Raw genomic sequence first — 19,467 nt, 5'->3', positions numbered from 1 at the left:
TTGTGATTAAGTTTAACGAACGCTAATTCAAGGAGTTCAATTACTTCCAACATGCTTGGGTATTATCCGCCGCAGCTGTTGTCGCGTTGGTTCCGCCACGTTTTCTCCCACGGTTATCCAAGGTCATGACTTGACACGGGGTATCGTGAGTTTGCGGTTTCCCGGTCTCTGGCGTGGCACTGGCAACATATGACTCACATGCTGCTGCCCCTGCAACTCCAGTGCAAGCATTCGGCTCTCCAATAATACTCAGTCCATATTGACCATCCGCACTGGTAGCGGCATACCCTAGCTGCGTCACATCTTTGGCATAACTGTAATTGCGTAGGAAGTAGGCTTCTTGTCGCTGTGCTATTTCCTGTAAGGCTACCTGTGCATCGGCACGGCGGCTTTTTTGTACTTGTGCGGTATAGCTTGGGTAAGCAATAGCAGCCAGAATGCCGACAATGGCAACCGTGATCATGAGTTCAATCAGGGTAAAGCCTTGGTGATGTTTTATTGTTGTCATGGTTATTCCTGCTTAGTTGATTTTGGGTACAGGTTTGAGAACGCCTTCGGAATGCTGGCTTTGCGCACCTGTACCGGATAAGGATGCATTCGCCTCAGTGGTAAAAACTCGGCAAGCAATGCCACCCGCATCGGGGGTCATTTCAGTTGTCATGGCAATCCCTTTCAGCGGCGGGCAACCGGATTCCTCACTCATGGCGGATTCCCCCTGCACCTCAACGCCGCTTTCGGTATCATCAAACTTATCGAGCACTAACACCTTCACCTTGCTCGCTTTATAACCACTGGTTGGCGTCTCACCTGTTTGTGCCGTTTGCAGTACCTGATACAAGTTGGTCGAAATCCTAAGCAGCGAGTCCGCCCCCTGAAAGGTCAACATGTACATCATCTGATTCCCCGCAATACGGTTATCAACCGTTGCCATGCGAGTGGCGGCAAAACCAATAATCGTTAGGGTCAAGAGAATCACCATCCCCCACACGAGTACCGCACCTTGTTGTTTATGTTTACTGATTTGCATCGTTATCACCTTAGCCGTCAACCACATTGCGTAAATGGATCACCACGCTATACACCGAGCGTTGGTAACGGTCATTGCGATCCAAAGTTGTATCCAATACCTGATAAGACTTCTCTTCATCTGCGGGCAACACCGGCTCTAAGGAACGCACCAAAATACCGGCTTTAATGCTAATCACCCGTTGCCAAGCCGAGGCTAATGAAACGGCTGTCGCATTCAGGTATTGCTCAACCGTACCATCGGCATTGGTATCCACACCGTACAAAAACTGAAGATTTTCCACGCCATTGACAATGGGGTTTTTATATTGATTACCGTTGGAACCAACACCGTATAAAATCGGCACCCAATTTCCCAAAGAATCCTTGGTGATATCATCCTTATCCACATGGAACGCATTGTAAATCAGTGCTGATTCTATAGTCGGGCTACCGCCACGGCAGGATGCCCCAAGGTCACTGCCTAAAACGTCAGTAAACAATTTGTCATCACCAATGAAACGGATACTTACCGCATCACCGTAATTGCTGCTGAGGGAATCTTGTGTCGGGCTATTTTTGACGGCGCTCAGTGCACGGCTTTCCAACGTATCACAGTTGCCAGCTTTAGGATCCGCAGCGCCACTCACGTAAAAATACCCCCCCACGCTATCCAACGGTAACTTAGCCGGTGTTGCATAACCGGCGTGCTCCAGATGTTTGCTCAGGGTGTTCAACGCAACCCGTGCGGTTTCATCCATCAACGACAATTGGTCACGGGCATGGTAATTACGCTTACTGCTTACATAGACGGTTCCCACACCGGCTACCAGCACCAAGCTGACCACCATGGCGATCATCAATTCAATTAAGGAAAGACCCTGCTGTTTATTTTTATGGTTCATCATGCTACCTACAACACAGCATTCAGATTGATCGTGAAGGTTTCAATGCCATCCGTGCCGCCATCGAAATCCGCCTGACGGGTTGCATTACGTTCATCCCACTGCAAATTTATGGTCACACCATTACGGCAATTATTGGTTGGGCAGGTAATTTGCAACTGCCCTCCCATCAAAACATTACTGATACCACTGGTTGCTCCATACCCACACAACGTTCTGTAAAGGTCATAGGAGGCAACCGCCTCCTTGGTACAAGTTGTAGTGGCGCAGTTAGTCGGGGCAGGATTCCCGCAAAAAGTGGCCGCATTGGTAAGCTCAGGCAATAAATAATTGGAAGCAGGAGAAGAATCCGTGTCGACACGAAACACTTCTGTCCGATTTGCTCGCATTTGTTCCAATAAATCATGCACAATCCAAGTGGCTTGTTGCATCTGATAGGAATTGTGAGTGGTCTTCATCCCGGCAATTTGCAAACCTGCAAGACCAAGTAACCCAGTAGACAGCACTACCGTGGCAATTAAAACTTCAAGCAGGCTCAAACCTGACTGTTGGCGTCGGGAAGATAAGCGTATCGGCATAGAGCCACCTGTTACTATTATGATTGGGGCGTATTAACTAAAGCCATTATACCGAAAACAAAAATCTATGCAGGAAAAATACAAATCATGCTGATAAGCTGCCTGATTTAGGGAATCAATGGTATTTTCTGGATAAATATTCGCCTTACAAAAAAACCCCGGTAGAACCGGGGCTATAAACTCTCAACTCATGACTTATGACACTGTTGCGCTACCCTAAGAGTCGCTACATCTGTCCCAATGGTTCATGCGTATGTCAATGTTTTTAGTGAAGCCTTAATGAAAAAGCAGCGTCGAAACTTGATTTCACCCCACCTTCACGTAGCAAGCGCTCTAATTGCTTCCCTAAATCACCCAAATCTTGGCGATAAAGCATTAAACCATCCAGCAAAAGCTGAGCGGTAATCCGCTGCCTTACACTATCCCTAGCCAAAAGTCTTCTATTCATCTACCAGCTCCCCGGCTTTGACCACTAGTACTAACCCTCAGTTTAACTATAGTGCAAAAATAATTTTTTGGTGTTGTCTTTCCACTAAGTTTGGGGATAATACAAGAACTTTAGTATATTACCTGTTACTGATTGAGCATGATGATGACCGAAACTCTTACCTATGAATCGCACACAGTATTTGTTGACGAACTAAGTACTCAACAAATTAAACAGTTACAGCTAGAAACAGCCAACGCTCATGGCTTGTCACCACATTTCCACGATACATTGAAAGCAGGTATCAATGGCCCTGAATTAGCGGTCATCCCCGCAGGGCGCTTTGAAATGGGTTCAGAGCCTAGTGAATTAGGCCATCAGCGCGATGAAGCCCCTCGCCACCTTACCATGATCCGAAAATCATTCGCTATCGGCATCTACCCGATTACCGGCGAGGAATTTCGACAGTTTCGCCAAGAGACCGAATGGTTTTTACGTCCAGAACTCATCTGGCACGAAGGCCGTTACCCCGCTATTAATATACGTATGGAGGATGTCAAATTATTTCTGGCATGGCTCAGTACGCAAACAGGAAAAACTTACCGTTTACCAACCGAAGCAGAATGGGAATATGCCGCTCGTGCTGGAACCACCACACCGTTTCATCACGGCGAAGACGTCAGTTGCCGAGAAGTCCACTTCAATCCTTTCTTTCCTTACCGAGAACAACCTGAAAAGCGCTCATGGTTCATGCCACGTTGCTTCCCTAGCCCTAAAGCCAGCGAGGTTGGTTTGCAAACTCCGAATGCATGGGGATTGCACGACATGCACGGTAATGTTTGGGAATTCACGCAAGATCATTGGACAAGCTCCCACCTCAATGCTAATCGTGATGGCAGCCCATCAGTAGCAGCTAACCCTTACTGGTATGTCACCAAAGGCGGATCATGGTTCGATCCTGCAGCGCGTGCCAGAAGCGCTGCTCGCAAGAAACGCTACATGGATGAAATGGATACTAACCTTGGCTTTCGGGTAGTACGCGAACTTTAACGATCAAATTCCAGCGCCATACCTTTTGGCACAACATCCAGCAACTTGCCATCTTTCCAAACCAACTGTCCGTTCACAAGGGTAGCAGTAATGCTTGAGCGGAATTCATAACCATCAAAGGGAGTCCACCCACATTTTGATAAGCTGTTAGCGTGCGTCGAGGTGAATGGCTGCTCCAAATCAACCAACACCAAATCCGCCCAATAACCTTCACGGATATACCCTCGTTCTTTGATATTGAACATCTCTGCAACTGCGTGACTGGTTTTTTCGACAATGAATTCCAATGTAAAAATACCATCCTGATAATGCTCTAACACCAGAGGGAGTGCGTGCTGCACCAGTGGTAAACCTGAAGGTGTCTTGAAGTAACTGGGGTTGTGTTTTTCTTCCCAAGTATGCGGCGCATGATCAGTACCAATCACATCCAACCGACCATCCAATAATGCCTGAATGATACCCGCACGATCTTCCGCCGTTTTAATCGCTGGGTTGCACTTGATTAACGCACCTTTGCTGGCGTAATCTTCATCAGCAAAATGCAGGAAATGCACACAAGCCTCTGCCGTAATTCGCTTATCTTTCAAGTCGAGATCAGCAAACATCTCCGCTTCTTTAGCCGTCGAAATATGCAGAATATGCAAGCGCGTACCGCAACGCTTCGCCAACTCCATCGCCATTGACGATGATTTATAGCAAGCCGCTTCACTGCGAATAATGGGGTGCAAACTAAACGGGATGTTGTCACCGTAAATACTACGGTAACTTTCCTCATTTTCCATAATGGTTGGCGTATCTTCGCAATGCGCTGCAATCAGGGTAGGCGCATGAGTGAAAATTTGCTCCAACACCTCTGGGTCATCGACCAACATATTACCTGTTGACGCACCCATGAATACTTTTATCCCACACGCATCCTTAGGATTCAGCGCTTTAATCGCTTCAAGATTATCGTTAGAAGCACCGAGATAGAAAGCATAATTTCCCACAGACCGACCCGCAGCTAACTGTTTTTTCTCATTGAGAATCGCAGAAGTCAGGGTGTTAGGCACAGTGTTCGGCATATCCATAAAACTGGTAATACCACCCGCTACTGCTGCACGGCTTTCTGTTGCCATATCAGCCTTGTGAGTCATCCCCGGCTCACGAAAATGCACCTGATCATCAATCATACCGGGCATCAAATAGCGACCAGCCGCATCCAGCACTTCAATGTCTGGCGCTGACAATTGCTGACCGATAGCCTCGATACGCCCGTTGCGGACTAATACATCGGCCTCAAAAATCTGCCCTTCATTAACCACATTAGCATTGACAATCAACAGTGAACTCATGGGGAAGAGTCTCCTTGGGATCAGGATTCCCGTTCAAGAATCAGAAAAGAATAGGAATAAGGGTTTTTAGCGTCAGCAGGGTAATTGGCCTGCTCTAAAGTGCGCCATTGATGCTGATTATAGTCGGGAAAAAAAGTATCACCTGTAAAATCAGCATCAATTAGAGTTAAATACAGACGATCGGCCACCATGAGGAAATGCTGGTAAATTTGTGCTCCACCGACGACCATGATTTCTGGCGCATCAGTAATGGAGTCAAGTGCCGCTTCCGGTGAGTTAACACGTTCCGCACCGACAGGCTGGAATGCTACATCCCGCGAAATCACGATATTGCGCCGCCCCGGTAACGCACGTCCAATCGAATCCCATGTTTTACGCCCCATAATGATGGGCTTTCCTAGGGTATTTCGCTTAAACCACGCTAAATCAGCCGGTAAATGCCACGGCATAGCACCGTTGCACCCAATCACCCGCTGATGTGCCATTGCAGCAATCAGGGATAACATTGGTTTTATTTTACCACCCGCAACGCTGGACGTTTAGTAGGTTTAGGTGGTGGCGGCTCATCCTGACCACCATCGTCTGCTTCGGTACCGGTTTCGCTGACAGCCGCTCCACCCACCGTTGCCAACGCAATGGGACTAGCCGCTGACATTCCAGATTCAGGGGTTTGCATATTCTCGGAATATTCTTCTAGCGGGAAATGCAGCCCGTCTTGGGTTTCACGCGAATAAATCGCCATGATCGACCACATCGGTAACCAAATCGACATTGCTCGACCACCAAAACGTGCATTGAAGGTCACTTTGTCGTTATCCATCATCAAATTATTCGCAGCGGTCATACTAATATTAAGCACGATACTGCCATCTTTGACGAATTGACGTGGCACACTAACTTCGGTAGAACGGGCATCCACCAAGATGTGCGGGGTCATGCCGTTATCCACGATCCACTCATAGAAAGCACGTAATAAATACGGGCGTTTCGGGGTACTAGGGGGTATAGGTGGGTTGTTAGACTGGTTCATGGGCGAATCGACTTTTCAACCTTACTCAATGATTGCTGGAACGCATCCCGTGAAAAGACTCGCTCCATGTACTTTAAAATAGGCTTGCCTTGTTTCTCTGGCACATCAATACCGTATTTCGGCAAACGCCATAAGATCGGCGCAATCGTACAATCCACTAAAGAAAAATCGTCACTGAGGAAATACGGTTTGACTGCAAACACTTCAGCAGCAGACAACACACTTTCACGCAAGATTTTGCGTGCTTGTGATGCCGTTGCTTCATCACCGTGTTCAATATCATGCACTAGTGAGAACCAGTCTTTTTCGATACGGAACAATGCCAAACGGGAATGCGCACGAGTCACAGGGTCAACCGGCATCAAGGGTGGATGTGGGAAACGCTCATCCAAGTATTCCATGATAATACGGGCGTCATACAACACTAAATCACGATCCAACAAGGTTGGGGTGGTGTTGTATGGGTTCAACTCCGCGAGGTCTTCGGGTTTGTTATCGGGGTTGATGTTAAGAATGTCGACGGTAATATCTTTTTCCGCCAGCACAATACGCACCCGATGACTGTCTGCACAGTCGGGGGCGGAAAATAATGTCATCACAGATCTTCGGCTGGAAAGCGAAGCCATATAAGCGGAACTCCCTGGACTGAAAACAAAAAAGCCACTCTATATTACACTAGAGTGGCTTCAAGGTGTTATACCGATGAAAGATTAATGCACGTCTTTCCAGTATTCCTTCTTGAGCAGGTACGCAACCACGGCGAACAATACTAAGAACAACAACGTGAAGATGCCGTAAGTACTGCGGTGCAAGTTAGCAGGCTCACCCACATAAGTCAGGAAGTTAGTAATATCACGCACAGTTTGATCATACTCAACCGGCGTCATACTACCCGCCTTAGTCAATTTTAACTCACAATGCTCAACCGCGTGTTCGCCTTCCCCTTTGGTACAATGCTTTTCCTGCCAACCTTGCAATTCCCACAAAACATGCGGCATACCCGCATTAGGGAATACGGTGTTATTCGCACCAAGTGGACGGGTCGGGTCGACATAGAATGCTTTCAAATAACTGTAAATCCAGTCCGAACCGCGTGAACGTCCTACCAACGACAGATCCGGTGGCGGTGCACCAAACCATTCAGCAGACTGCTTCTGAGACATGCCGTTCTTCATTAACGCGCCCGGCTTTTCCAACTCACCATCCGCATCACGGGTAAAGATCAGGTTTTTAGCCACCTGTTCTTCGGTCAAACCCAAGTCAGCAGCTACACGGTTGTAGCGGCTGAAATTCAAGGAGTGACAACCCATGCAGTAGTTAACGTAATACTTCGCACCACGTTGCAAGCTAGGCTGGTTATGAATATCGACTTTCGCATCTTCCAGTTCAACACCGCCACTCGCCATCGCGGTAGTGGTCATCAGAGACGCGGACAGTGCGAACATTATACTGACAATAAATTTTTTCATGTTGCTACACCTCAACCTGTCACACGGTCTGGAACGGGCTTTTCCGCGTTGCAACTTGCTTTGAAAGCAGGCAACAACAACGTCAACGCCAAGTAAGCTACGGGCCAAATGAACTGAATCAACATTTGGCTGGTCGCTTCTGCATCACCGGGGATATAGCGGAACATAATGTCATACGCGACGATCGCCGCCAGCAAAATCCCAAACCACATCACATACTTTGCTTTCGCTGGCGTGCTGTGAATCCACAGAACCACAAAGAAGATGAAGTAGATTTGGGTCATACGAGTACCCAATTCTTTGTAGGCAGGCGTAACCGCCTCAACACCCATCCAACCCAACACAATGAATACCGCTGCGAACAAGAGCAAATTGATCTTGTGAGCGCTGTTACGATAACGCCAAGATTTCACTGGGTTACGGTCAATCCACGGCAGCACGAACAGTACCGCAATCGCACCAAACATCGCCAAGGTTCCCAAGAACGGGTCAGGAATTGCCCGCAATACGGTGTAGAACGGTGTGAAATACCAAACCGGCGCAATGTGCTCAGGCGTTTTCAGGGCATTCGCAGGCTCGAAGTTAGGCGCTTCCATGAAGTAGCCGCCGCCTTCTGGTGCGAAGAACAAAATGGCAAAGAAACCAATCAGGAATACCACCACACCCAAAATATCTTTCACAGAGTAGTAAGGGTGGAACGGAATACCATCAGCCGGAGCCGTTTCGCTCCAACGGTTGCCTTTAGGCCCTTGCTTGATTTCAACACCATCAGGGTTATTAGAACCCACTGCGTGCAATGCCACAATGTGAACAAACACCAAAGCAGGCAAAATCAGTGAGGGTAGGAAGAAGTGCAGTGCAAAGAAGCGGTTCAAGGTTGCATCGCCTAATACGAAGTCACCACGAATCCAAGTAGACAAGCCTTCGCCAATATAGGGGATGGTGTTAAACAAGTTAATGATAACCTGCGCACCCCAGTAAGACATTTGTCCCCAAGGTAGCAAGTAACCCATGAACGCGGTTGCCATCAATACCAGATAAATCGCCATGCCGATCAACCAGATCAGTTCACGTTTACCCTTGTAAGACCCGTAAATCAGGGCGCGGAACATGTGTAGATACACCACGATGAAGAACGCTGACGCGCCCGTGGAGTGCATGTAGCGGATAAACCAGCCACCCGGCACATCCCGCATAATGTATTCAACCGATGCAAACGCCAGATTCGCATCCGGTTTGTAATGGAGTGCCAAGAACAGGCCAGAGAAAATCTGGATAACCAGCACCAGCATCGCCAGTGAACCGAAGAAATACCAGAAGTTGAAGTTTTTAGGCGCATAGTAACCAGCCAAATGCGCTTGCCAAGTTTCCATCATCGGGAAGCGGTCTTCGACCCACCCCAAGAAACCGGTGTAATTGTGTGCAGGACGTTCAGCCATTATGCAGTGCCTCCGTTTTCACCAATGACGATGGTGTTATCATCTTTGAAATAGTAAGGGGGAACTTCAAGGTTTGCCCCGGCTGGAACGTTCTTGTAAACCCGACCTGCCAAGTCAAAACGCGAACCGTGGCATGGGCAATACCAACCACCTTTCCAGTCCGCACCCAAATCTGCCGGAGCCACCTCCGGGCGATAAGTCGGAGAACAACCCAAATGGGTACAAATCCCCACCAACACCAAATACTGCTCTTTACCTTCACGGGTACGTGCCAAGTTTTTGGCATATTCCGGTTGCTGCTTCACATTCTCAGAATTCGGGTCTTTCAATGCCTCTGCCAACCCTTCCAAGGTAGCGAGCATTTCTGCGGTGCGGTTTACCAGCCAAACCGGTTTACCGCGCCAAATGACACGAATTTGTTGTCCCGGCTCGGCCTTAGTCACCGAAATCTCAACCGGTGCACCAGCGGCAAGCGCCCGCGCACTAGGATTCCAGGAATTAAGGAACGGAGCCGCAACCGCTGCCACACCTGCTGCCCCAACCACGGATGTGGCGGCAATCAGGACGCGGCGGCGGCCTTTATCTACTCCAGAATTTGCCATCGTTAGCACTCTCCCAAATGTTCAAAACGTAATCTGCTGCACGCCTGCAAACACACCGTTATGATGTTTGCAGCCGCACTAAATATCTGAGCCATTAACTTAGGTATAGCTATATTAGCATATACTAAAAGACTACGTAGGATGTCCGAACTCACATGTAAAATCAAGCGGAAATCCGTGTCTTAATGGGTAAAACGCAAAGGTTTTGATTTAGATCATTTACGGCTGACCCATCAGCAAGGCGCGGCAATAGTAGCATAAAAACAAACAAAATAACCTGACTTATGCCGGGTTATTGATGTCCAGAAAATAATGTTCCAGCCCGAATTGCTCTGCCAGATAGTTTCCGAGCGCCTGAATGCCATAACGCTCAGTCGCATGATGCCCCGCCGCAAGGTAATGAATGCCGTTTTCCCGTGCAACATGCACTGTGTGTTCAGAAATTTCACCACTGAGATACGCATCCACCCCCAACTCAACAGCCTGCTGGATATGCCCTTGTCCACCACCAGTACACCATGCCATGCGCCGAATGGGATGCTCACCACCTGTAATCAGCAAGGGTTTACGCCCTAACACTGCCGCAACATGTTGCCCAAACGCGTCCAAACTCACGGGTTCAGCCAGCGAACCAACATTGCCCACGCCTTGCAGTTCACGTTCATCCATCACGCCTTCGGTGCAAATCCCCAGCCGTGCTGCCAGTTGCGCGTTATTACCCAACGTTGGATGCGCATCCAACGGCAAGTGATAGCCCAACAAGCTGATGTCATGCTGGAGCAAAGTCGCAATCCGGCGTTTTTTCATGCCACGAATCACCGGCGACTCACCCTTCCAGAAATAACCGTGATGTACTAATACCGCATCGGCATTATGTTCCACCGCTGCATCCAGCAAGGCTTGCGAAGCGGTGACACCTGTGACAATGCGCTTAACTTCCGCCCTACCCTCGACTTGCAAGCCATTCGGCGCGTAATCGCGGAACTTGCTGACATTCAGCAAGGTATTGATGTGGGTTTCGAGTGTGTAGAGATTCATAGCTCAGCCAATATGCTCAGGAAGGTTGCCATTTCCTCATCCGTACCGATGGTAATCCGCAAATATTCGTTAATACGCGGCCTATTGAAGTAACGCACCAAGACACCGCGCTGCTTTAGTGCCAGATATAAACTTTCTGCATTACCCGCCGGTGGACGCGCAAACACGAAATTCGCCGCTGACGGCAACACGCTGAAACCCATCTCGGTCAGGCTTTGCACCGTCATCTCACGGGTAGCGATAATTTTCTGGCAAGTATCCTCGAAATACGCTTTGTCACGCATCGCCGCTGCTGCACCCGCAATCGCCATGCGCCCCAAGGGGTAAGAGTTGAAAGAATTTTTCACCCGCTCCAGCGCATTGATCAAATCAGGATGCCCCACCGCAAACCCAACCCGCAAGCCCGCCAGCGAACGCGACTTGGAGAACGTTTGCACCACCAACAAATTCGGGTACTTGTCGATCAGCAGAATCGCGGTTTGCGCCCCAAAATCAACGTAAGCTTCATCCACGACCACCACGGATTCCGCGTGAGTTTGCAACAAGGCTTCAATCGCCTCCAAACCCAATGCCATGCTAGTGGGCGCATTCGGATTGGGGAAAATAATCCCGCCGTTATCCACCGCATAATCGCCCAGACACACCCGAAAATCCTCACGCAAGGGGATTTGTTGCGCATTAATCTGGTAAAGATTGGCGTAAACGGGGTAAAAACTGTAGCTAATGTCGGGGTATAGCAACGGCGCATCGTGCTTGAGTAAGCCTTGGAAAACGTGCGCCAACACCTCATCCGAACCATTGCCGACGAAAATATTGGCGCGTTGCACATTGTAATAGTCGGCAATCGCATCCTTCAGCTCGTCCGCATTCGGGTCGGGGTACAGCCGCAAGCGCTCATCCGCCGCCGCGTGAATCGCCGCGAGTGCATTCGGTGAGGGCGGGTACGGGCATTCGTTAGTATTCAGCTTGATGTAACGCTGGTCTTTCGGCTGTTCACCCGGTACATACGGGTCGAGATTGTGTACCAGCTTGCTCCAATATTGGCTCATGCGTGCTTCCGGTGGAGAATAGAAACGTGTGATGATATAGGGATGAAACGAATCCAGCAATCGACCTTTCGCCCCGCATGGTGGTTACGCTCACCCCACCTGCAAACCCTCTGGCCAGTATTCTTACGCCGCCGCGTACAACTGCCCCTGCAAGCCGAACGGGTTGAACTCAGCGACGGTGATTTCATCGACCTTGCTTGGTATCCGCGCCCAAATACGCCGCTGGTGTTGGTGATTCACGGGCTGGAAGGTTCGTTGCAATCGCACTACGCGCAAACGCTGATGCAAGCGTTGCATCAAGCAGGTTTTGCTAGTATTTTCATGCATTTGCGCGGCTGTAGCGGCACACACAATCGCTTGCCGAGCAGTTACCATTCCGGGCGCACGGCTGACATTGCGGAAGTGCTGGTGTATTTGCAGCAAACCCAACGAATGCCCAACGCCGCCATCGGTTTCTCACTCGGTGGCAACCTGATTTTGAAACACCTCGGCGAAATGGGTGCGAACGCTGGTTTGCAAGCGGCGATTGCGGTTTCCGTGCCATTCCAATTGCAGGAATGCGCTTGCAAGCTGGAACGGGGTTTCTCTGTCGTCTACGGACGTTATCTGGTCAACAAACTCAAGGCATCCTATCGTAGAAAATTCAGCCAAATGACCAGTCCGTTAGCGGTCGATTTGAATACACTCAAGACGCTGTTTGCTTTCGACGATCAAATCACTGCGCCGCTGAATGGCTTTGCCGGGGCGGAAGATTACTACAGCCGCAGCAGTTCACAGCAATTTCTGCAACGTATTGAAATCCCAACGCTGATTATTCATTCGCAAGATGATCCGTTTATGTACCCGACCACTGCGCCGACGGAAGCCATGTTGAGTGATAGCGTCACGCTGGAATTGACGACGCACGGCGGGCACGTGGGTTTTGTGGCGGGTCGTGTGCCTTGGCGGGCTGACTATTGGCTGGAAAGGCGGATGATCGAGTGGTTGCAAGGACGCGGGTTCAATTCCCGCCGCCTCTATTAAACTCATAGCATAAAAAAACCCGATAATTCAATGAACTACCGGGTCGTATTTGGTGGAGGCGGCGGGAATTGAACCCGCGTCCGCAAACCCTCCATCTGAAGGCTACTACATGTTTAGTCAGTCGTTTATTTAACCCGATTGCCGCCAACTGACAGGCTGCTCACAGGCTGTCCCAATACTGTTTAGTGGTTTGGCCTTGGGCGAGCCTCCCGCACGATCTTATGATTGGATGATGCCTGAATATTCGTACTGCATAAGCACAGTAGCGATCAGACAGCTAACTACCGGTTATTAAGCGGCGAGAGCGTAAGAGTCGTCGTTTGCGACTATTGTTTGTGACTAGAATTTAAGTGGTCACCACATCCACTACATGCTCCCCAGACTTTGTGATCCACGTCGAAGCCAAGTCGCCCCCGTCGTTCCGCAAAAGTTGCTGGACTTGTGATTATACGGTTTGACACAGCAAGTGTCATGTAGTTCCTCTCAATGAATCATATTTACCTGCTCAACGGCAAACAAAGCTTGACTTACATCATCACTAACCCAATATAAGAAGAACAATCTTTTAAGATGAATCCGTTAGGAGGAGTCAGTCATGGAATTCACTAAAATTGCACTATTGATAGTCTTACTTACCGTATCAAGTCAGCTCTCTGCTGAGTTTTTTGAAGGCTTCGACAATAATCGGAGTGCGGGTCAAGCTGATAGCGCTGAACAAGGGCAAGCCAATGTCACGGGGCAAAGTTATAACGCCGGAAACAGCGAGGCAAGTGGCTGGGTGCGCGGCTCAAGTAATACCGATGCTGAGGTAGATTTCAGCCTAAATTTTCAAGGCAAAGGCAGAACAGACATAGCGTCAGATGTATATGAGAGTAGCGGCGGACAAACCAATGCCTATTTACAAGGCTACACTGATAATAATGGATTAGGCTACAACAACCTATATGGCTATACCCAATCCTATACAGGAATGGGGAATTATTATCCGTTTTACAACATACCGTATGGGTATTTCCCTATGCCGATGAGTTACGGCTTACCCATAACGCAAGCACCGGATTTTAGCCAAATTCAGCAACAGATGAATGCACTAGCTCCCGCTAACGGCTCAGCCGTCAACCACACACTAGCGCCTACAAATTAAACAAATATTAAGCGCTTATTAATTGAACTATCCGTACACTGAAACGGACTGGTGGAGAGATATTTTTTAAGTACACCATCAAAAATAGACAACATTAATTAATAAAAACAATCAGGTTTATGACAATGGACATTGAATATAAATTTATTCTGGTACTGATCTCATTAGCAATGATCAATCTATTGACAGCATATCACTTAATCTAGATTTCATGCTCTGAACGAAAAAAGCCCCATAATGGGGCTTTTTCTATAATAGCAACGCTGGGCGTGCGATTACTTTGCTTTAGAAACCATCCAATCAACAGCTGCTTTTACTTCTGCATCAGACAGCGCCGGGTTACCACCTTTTGCTGGCATTGCGCCTTTACCATTCAAAGATGTTGTGTAAAGTGCATCCATACCCGTGGCGATACGTGGTCCCCATGCCGCTTTATCCCCTAACTTAGGTGAACCAGCAACACCCATGTCGTGGCAACTGAAGCACAGACCTTTGTAAACCTTTTCGCCGTCAACAGCACCTGCCGCTGCCACTGCATCGGTAGCTGCTTTAGCCGTTGCATCTGTTGCTTGTGTTGCTGCATCACCAGCAGCTTTGGCTGCATCACCAACCGCTTGAGTCGTTGCATCTGCCGCTTGTGTTGCTGCATCACCAGCAGCTTTGGCTGCATCACCAACCGCTTGAGTCGTTGCATCTGCCGCTTGAGAAACAGCATCACCAGCAGCTTTAGCAGCATCAGTCATAGCCGTCATTGGATTATTGCTCGCGGCTGGTTCAGCGGCAGGCGCTGGAGCTGGTTCTGCCACTGGTGCTGTTTGCGCGGCTTGTTCAACAGGTTTTTGTTCCGCAGCAGGTGCTTCCGCTTTTGGCGCTTCTTCTTTCTTCTCGCCACAACCACTCAGAACACCCAACGCGAGGAACAAAGCAGAAATACTGATGGTGATTTTTTTCATGACTAACTTCTCCTGAATTTGTAATACGGAATGCTAAATACATTATTGTGAAAGGAATATCAATGGGCGTTCATCCTAATGGAGGCATATAGTGATGTCAATTAAGTGTATTCAAAAACACATCAGGCTTGAGAATCCAGTGACTGCGAATTATGCTGACACCTTTTTCCATCGAATCAAGCCAATATGAGCGAAATACACCCTTTTCTGCAAGCCTTTCGAGGCAACTTTTTTGGCATACTGCGTTGGCATCAATTGGATGAACTCTGGCAACGCGTACTTATCGGCAAACAAGCAGGCTGGTATATTTACGCAGTAGGAGAAGAACCACCGACCTCCCCTCACACCGGCGAATCGCTGGAAAACATTATCCGTGAACTCAACACCTTGTTACACCGCGAACACCAAGAAGATTACTGTGGCATTGTGTACGTCGATAATATGCAACAACCCACTTACATAAAAGTATTTGACCCACATAACTTAGGTTCCGCCTGTGGCTCAAGTGCCATCCCCCCCTTACCGGGCTGGATACTCTCCCAAATGCAACCGATCAATTTACCTGCCGCCCTCCCACAACCCAACAACCGCCGCCGCTGGTGGCAAAAGCTGTTTAACCATGCCCACTAAAGACCCCATTACTGTCGTAAGCGTACTCGCCAGCATCTTATTGATTACAGGCGGTGTCATGCTGTACCTAATGCCTGCCCTGCAAGCCCCGCCTGAAGCTGCCGTGATTCTCAGCAGCCCTTTCAAAGAACCAGCACCCACTAAAACAGCCGCCGAACCCGTTTTACCACCCACCAACAGCACTCCTCCACCACTGCTCACCATTCCCGAACTCACACCGGATGATTTGAAAAAGTTGAGCGCAGACGAACGCAACAACTACGACAAGATGCGCGAATCCCTAAAACAAGCCCTACAACAACTGCAAGCCATCGAACAAGAAAATCAGCACCTGCAACAAAAATTGGAACAAGGCGAAATCACCATTCAAACATTGGATGCTGAAATCAGTAAAATACGTGCCGCAGAACAAACTGCCACAGCGTCCCAACCCTAACCACGCTTAAGCTGACGAATCAGAAAACGTGCCGGATGCAGGTTGCCATACAAGGTTGCCTGTAACGGCAGCGGCTCTCCCATCAGCAGCGCCGCCAGTAATTCCGCACCTAAACCACTGGTCGTCAAACCACGCGAACCGAAACCGGCCAACACCCACACCCCCGGCTGATAACGTGCGGGAGGAAACGCTTGGTTCACTCTGCCATGCCGCAAATCCGCATACGCTCGTTGAAAAAACTCCCGATCCGGCAATGCTCCCACCACAGGGTAACGGTCGGGTGTCGTCATCCGAATCGCTGCATGACTCGCTGTCACTGTGCCAAGTGAGGCGGCAAAATCAGGTAAATAATCCGCCAGTTGCTGTGTATTCACTGCATTAGCCGCCACCGTTAACACTGGCTCGCGCACATTACGCACAAACGTTGCCCCGAAAATATGCTTCCCCATCAACGCTGGGGTCAAATAGCCTTCATGCCCCAACGTTGTTTTCAGGCGGCTACTATCCGGCGTTGCTGCGGCGACACTGGTTTGCCCCATCACTGGCATAAACGGCAAACCAGCACTGGCTGCAAACTGATCTACCTCCCGCCCACCGGCAATAATCGTCACGCCATTAGCGGGTAATGCTTGCATAGCACTCAAGGTACGCACCTCAATACGCTCATGGGCAACCAAAGCCGCACATAAACTGGCGGGGTTCAACCACCCTGCTTGCGGGAAATAACTCGCCCCCGTTGGCAACGCAATACCCGCCACCGCCGAAGCCGCTGCTTGGTTCAGTATTTGAATAAAGTCGACTGGCAATTCACGCGCCAGAAGCGCTTGCTGCCGTGCTGCTTCACGCGGCTCATGTGCCAATTGCAATGCGCCGCATTGCGCCCAGTCGATGTATTGTCCCATTGCTTCCAGTTGGCGAATTTGGCGAATAGCAGACAAAAAGGCTTGGCGATAAAAGGTTTCACCCCAACTTGCCTCAGCCGTCATCTTGGGGGTCAATACCCCCGCACGGTTGCCGGAAGCTTCCGTCGCAAGGCGGGCGTGGCGTTCCCATAACGTTACCTGCCAACCCCGTTGCGCCAGTGCGTATGCCATTTGGCAACCCGCGATTCCACCACCAATAACCGTAGCATGAGCAGGCTGGGGCTGGGCAGGTGCTGGAAGAGCAAACCACGGTTCCACACGTTGGCATACACAGCTTTCCGGTAGTGTAGCGGTGAGCATTTCACGCTTTTTACCAAAGCCTTTGCATTTGGCGACATGGAAACCAGCAACCTGCAAGGTACGGCGCACCTCACTGGCTGCGCTAAAGGTTGCCAAGGTAGTGTTGACATGGCTGAGTTGGGCAATGCCTTGCATCACAGGCAAACTCCACATAGCGGGGTTGCGAGCGGGAGCAAAACCATCCAGATACCAAGCATCGACACGGGCGACAAGTTCGGCAAGGGCTGCTTGCACATCCATGAAGCACAGGGTGAGGGTGACGCGCCCATTAGCGAGATTCAAGCGGTGGAATCCGGCGAGTAATGGCGGGTAGTTTGCCAACAGTTCAGTACTGAAGGGTTGCAATTCCGGCTGATTGGCCAACAGTTCGCGCAAAGTATCGAGGCGAATCGGGTGCTTTTCGATGGAAATAAAATGCAAACGTTCGCAACGCAGTGAATCAGCTTGCCATGCCTGCCAAGTGGCGAGAAAGTTTAACCCAGTACCGAAGCCGGTCTCAGCAATGGTAAATTGATGCCAGCCCTGCCAACGTTGCGGCAGTTGATTGCCTTGCAAGAAAACGTGGCGTGTTTCTGCCAAAGCGTCTTGCTGGGAACAGTAGCAGTCCGCAAAAGCAGGCGCATAGGGCGTACCCGTGGGGTCGCGTTCGATGTGAGCGGGCGTTAATTCTTGCATGGGAAGGAGTATAATGCTCATTTTTACCAAAGAGCCACCCCATGCCTGCTTCTTTTGCTAATCTGAATCTTCCTACCCAACAACTCGCCAACCTTGGTAACTTGGGCTATAAACTCATGACCGGCATCCAAGCCAAAGCTCTGCCCCCTGCCCTACAAGGCGCTGATCTTATTGCACAAGCAAAAACTGGTAGTGGTAAAACCGCCGTCTTTGCCATTACCTTGTTGGCAAAACTTGACCCGCAAAACTTTGCCGCGCAAGCATTAGTACTCTGCCCTACACGTGAACTCAGCACTCAAGTCGCCACCGAAATCCGCCGTATAGCGCGTTATCAACCCAACATTAAAGTAGTAACGCTAACCGGTGGGCAACCACTCGCCCCGCAAGCAGCCTCCTTAGAACATGGCGCACACGTCATTGTCGGCACACCGGGGCGTATCAACGACCACATCGGCAAACGCACCATCAACCTGAACCAAATCCACACCTTGGTACTCGACGAAGCCGACCGCATGTTGGAAATGGGCTTTATGGAAGACATTGCCAAGATTATCAGCCTCACCCCGAAACACCGCCAAACGCTGCTGTTTTCGGCTACCTACCCCGACGACATCAAACGCCTGAGTGCACAATTTCAACGTAATCCCGTTGAAGTCAAAGCCGAAGCCTTACACACTGCTGGCGTGATCAACCAATACTCCTACCTCTGCAATAAGACCGAACGCCTACCCGCACTGGAAACTTTACTAGCACATTTCAAACCACGCTCTGCCGTGATTTTCTGCAATATGAAAGTCGGAGTACGCGAAATCACTGAGCATTTGAGCCAACTGGGTTTCAGTGTCAAAGCGCTACACGGGGAAATGGAACAACGCGATCGTGACGAAGTACTCGTGCAGTTCAAACACAACAGCCTCAATTTTTTGGTGGCAACTGACGTCGCAGCACGCGGCTTAGACATCGAAGATTTGCCCTGCGTCATCAATTACGAGTTGCCTCATGACGCTGACATTTACATCCACCGTATCGGGCGCACCGGACGTGCAGGTAAAGAAGGCATGGCACTCAACCTGCTCACCGATGCGGAGCGCCATAAACTCGCTGACATCGGCATTGCACAAAAAACTGAGCTGGATTACGACGTGATTTCTGTTCTGCCTAAGGCTCCCCTAAACCCACAACCAGCTACCAACGTCACCTTATGCATTGCAGCAGGACGTAAGGAAAAAATCCGCCCTGGCGACATCCTCGGTGCATTGACGGGCGAAAGCGGCATCAACGGCAAATCGGTTGGCAAAATTGATATATTGGATTACGCCGCCTATGTCGCGATCGAACGTGGTGCCGCCAAACCAGCACTCAATTGCTTACTCAATGGCAAAATCAAAGGGCGTAAATTCAAGGCAAAACAATTGTAAGGGATGTTTCATACTACCCAAAACCCGCTACTATATGCC

The 19,467-nt window shown here is 49.6% G+C and carries 22 protein-coding genes and 1 other RNA gene; 6 read left to right on the top strand and 17 right to left on the bottom strand.

All coding sequences use genetic code 11. The features are described 5' to 3' along the window. Positions 1-40: 40 nt before the first annotated feature. From BLV87_RS10205 to BLV87_RS10185, 5 genes are all read right to left on the bottom strand, one after another. Positions 41-508: a type IV pilin protein gene (locus BLV87_RS10205; protein ID WP_093068309.1), complete on the bottom strand. Its 468-nt coding sequence runs from the start codon at positions 506-508 to the stop codon at positions 41-43. 12 nt (positions 509-520) lie between these two features. Further along, complete coding sequence (locus BLV87_RS10200) at positions 521-1,027, bottom strand: pilus assembly PilX family protein (protein ID WP_175517904.1); 507 nt, start codon at positions 1,025-1,027, stop codon at positions 521-523. A 10-nt stretch (positions 1,028-1,037) separates the two neighbouring features. Next, on the bottom strand, positions 1,038-1,910 hold the full coding sequence (locus BLV87_RS10195; RefSeq protein ID WP_217629976.1) for a PilW family protein: 873 nt from the start codon (positions 1,908-1,910) through the stop codon (positions 1,038-1,040). 8 nt (positions 1,911-1,918) lie between these two features. Continuing rightward, complete coding sequence (gene pilV / locus BLV87_RS10190) at positions 1,919-2,488, bottom strand: type IV pilus modification protein PilV (RefSeq protein WP_093068305.1); 570 nt, start codon at positions 2,486-2,488, stop codon at positions 1,919-1,921. A 265-nt stretch (positions 2,489-2,753) separates the two neighbouring features. After that, positions 2,754-2,936, bottom strand: a complete 183-nt coding sequence (locus tag BLV87_RS10185; RefSeq protein ID WP_093068302.1) for a hypothetical protein — start codon at positions 2,934-2,936, stop codon at positions 2,754-2,756. Between the two features lie 138 nt (positions 2,937-3,074). Between BLV87_RS10185 and BLV87_RS10180 the strand changes: the two genes are divergently transcribed. Continuing rightward, positions 3,075-3,965: a formylglycine-generating enzyme family protein gene (locus tag BLV87_RS10180; protein WP_093068300.1), complete on the top strand. Its 891-nt coding sequence runs from the start codon at positions 3,075-3,077 to the stop codon at positions 3,963-3,965. Here the strand turns inward: BLV87_RS10180 and BLV87_RS10175 are convergent. The 9 genes from BLV87_RS10175 to hisC form a co-directional block, all read right to left on the bottom strand. Beyond that, positions 3,962-5,299 carry a dihydroorotase gene (locus BLV87_RS10175; RefSeq protein ID WP_093068297.1) on the bottom strand — a complete coding sequence of 446 codons (1,338 nt, stop codon included), beginning with the start codon at positions 5,297-5,299 and terminating at the stop codon, positions 3,962-3,964. The genes BLV87_RS10180 and BLV87_RS10175 overlap by 4 nt on opposite strands. A gap of 20 nt (positions 5,300-5,319) precedes the next feature. After that, the gene (gene folA / locus BLV87_RS10170) at positions 5,320-5,805 is read right to left on the bottom strand and encodes a type 3 dihydrofolate reductase (protein WP_093068294.1); all 486 of its coding nucleotides are present in this window, start codon (positions 5,803-5,805) and stop codon (positions 5,320-5,322) included. Positions 5,806-5,810: 5 nt separating this feature from the next. Beyond that, positions 5,811-6,329, bottom strand: coding sequence for a ClpXP protease specificity-enhancing factor (locus BLV87_RS10165; RefSeq protein ID WP_093068293.1), 519 nt, complete (start codon positions 6,327-6,329; stop codon positions 5,811-5,813). After that, the gene (locus tag BLV87_RS10160) at positions 6,326-6,955 is read right to left on the bottom strand and encodes a glutathione S-transferase N-terminal domain-containing protein (RefSeq protein ID WP_093068289.1); all 630 of its coding nucleotides are present in this window, start codon (positions 6,953-6,955) and stop codon (positions 6,326-6,328) included. The genes BLV87_RS10165 and BLV87_RS10160 overlap by 4 nt, the downstream gene beginning before the upstream one ends. Positions 6,956-7,039: 84 nt before the next feature. Next, a complete protein-coding gene (locus BLV87_RS10155; RefSeq protein WP_093068286.1) occupies positions 7,040-7,798 on the bottom strand; it encodes a cytochrome c1 in 759 nt (252 codons plus the stop codon). Positions 7,799-7,809: 11 nt separating this feature from the next. Further along, positions 7,810-9,237, bottom strand: coding sequence for a cytochrome b (locus tag BLV87_RS10150; protein ID WP_093068284.1), 1,428 nt, complete (start codon positions 9,235-9,237; stop codon positions 7,810-7,812). Continuing rightward, complete coding sequence (gene petA / locus BLV87_RS10145) at positions 9,237-9,839, bottom strand: ubiquinol-cytochrome c reductase iron-sulfur subunit (protein WP_093068281.1); 603 nt, start codon at positions 9,837-9,839, stop codon at positions 9,237-9,239. Before petA ends, BLV87_RS10150 begins: the two co-directional genes overlap by 1 nt. A gap of 282 nt (positions 9,840-10,121) precedes the next feature. Beyond that, positions 10,122-10,877 carry a Nif3-like dinuclear metal center hexameric protein gene (locus BLV87_RS10140; RefSeq protein WP_093068278.1) on the bottom strand — a complete coding sequence of 252 codons (756 nt, stop codon included), beginning with the start codon at positions 10,875-10,877 and terminating at the stop codon, positions 10,122-10,124. Then, positions 10,874-11,926 (bottom strand): histidinol-phosphate transaminase, encoded by a 1,053-nt coding sequence (hisC, locus tag BLV87_RS10135; protein WP_093068276.1) that lies wholly within the window; start codon positions 11,924-11,926, stop codon positions 10,874-10,876. The genes BLV87_RS10140 and hisC overlap by 4 nt, the downstream gene beginning before the upstream one ends. Before the next feature lie 42 nt (positions 11,927-11,968). Here hisC and BLV87_RS10130 point away from each other — a divergent pair, with 42 nt between their 5' ends. Then, a complete protein-coding gene (locus tag BLV87_RS10130; protein WP_093068273.1) occupies positions 11,969-12,949 on the top strand; it encodes a hydrolase in 981 nt (326 codons plus the stop codon). A gap of 50 nt (positions 12,950-12,999) precedes the next feature. On the opposite strand, the gene ssrA is transcribed toward BLV87_RS10130, so the two are convergent. Beyond that, positions 13,000-13,364: a transfer-messenger RNA gene (gene ssrA / locus BLV87_RS10125) on the bottom strand. A 180-nt stretch (positions 13,365-13,544) separates the two neighbouring features. On the opposite strand from ssrA, the gene BLV87_RS10120 reads away from it, so the two are divergent. Next, on the top strand, positions 13,545-14,093 hold the full coding sequence (locus BLV87_RS10120) for a sulfur globule family protein (RefSeq protein ID WP_093068270.1): 549 nt from the start codon (positions 13,545-13,547) through the stop codon (positions 14,091-14,093). Between the two features lie 275 nt (positions 14,094-14,368). Here the strand turns inward: BLV87_RS10120 and BLV87_RS10115 are convergent, their stop codons facing one another. After that, entirely contained in the window at positions 14,369-15,046 is a 678-nt protein-coding gene (locus tag BLV87_RS10115) for a c-type cytochrome (protein ID WP_093068267.1), read from the bottom strand. 186 nt (positions 15,047-15,232) lie between these two features. Here BLV87_RS10115 and BLV87_RS10110 point away from each other — a divergent pair, with 186 nt between their 5' ends. Together BLV87_RS10110 and BLV87_RS10105 are read left to right on the top strand one after the other, a co-directional pair. Further along, complete coding sequence (locus BLV87_RS10110; protein ID WP_093068265.1) at positions 15,233-15,676, top strand: hypothetical protein; 444 nt, start codon at positions 15,233-15,235, stop codon at positions 15,674-15,676. Then, on the top strand, positions 15,666-16,112 hold the full coding sequence (locus tag BLV87_RS10105; protein WP_093068262.1) for a hypothetical protein: 447 nt from the start codon (positions 15,666-15,668) through the stop codon (positions 16,110-16,112). The genes BLV87_RS10110 and BLV87_RS10105 overlap by 11 nt, the downstream gene beginning before the upstream one ends. On the opposite strand, the gene mnmC is transcribed toward BLV87_RS10105, so the two are convergent. Further along, positions 16,109-18,010: a bifunctional tRNA (5-methylaminomethyl-2-thiouridine)(34)-methyltransferase MnmC2/FAD-dependent 5-carboxymethylaminomethyl-2-thiouridine(34) oxidoreductase MnmC1 gene (gene mnmC, locus BLV87_RS10100; RefSeq protein ID WP_093068259.1), complete on the bottom strand. Its 1,902-nt coding sequence runs from the start codon at positions 18,008-18,010 to the stop codon at positions 16,109-16,111. The two genes, BLV87_RS10105 and mnmC, sit on opposite strands and share 4 nt — an antisense overlap. Positions 18,011-18,051: 41 nt before the next feature. On the opposite strand from mnmC, the gene dbpA reads away from it, so the two are divergent. Then, the gene (dbpA, locus tag BLV87_RS10095) at positions 18,052-19,428 is read left to right on the top strand and encodes an ATP-dependent RNA helicase DbpA (protein WP_093068256.1); all 1,377 of its coding nucleotides are present in this window, start codon (positions 18,052-18,054) and stop codon (positions 19,426-19,428) included. Positions 19,429-19,467: the final 39 nt, after the last annotated feature.

Origin of the sequence: Thiothrix caldifontis, from assembly GCF_900107695.1 — a bacterium.
Lineage (GTDB): Bacteria > Pseudomonadota > Gammaproteobacteria > Thiotrichales > Thiotrichaceae > Thiothrix > Thiothrix caldifontis.
This window is presented reverse-complemented; position numbering and strand designations above follow the sequence as displayed.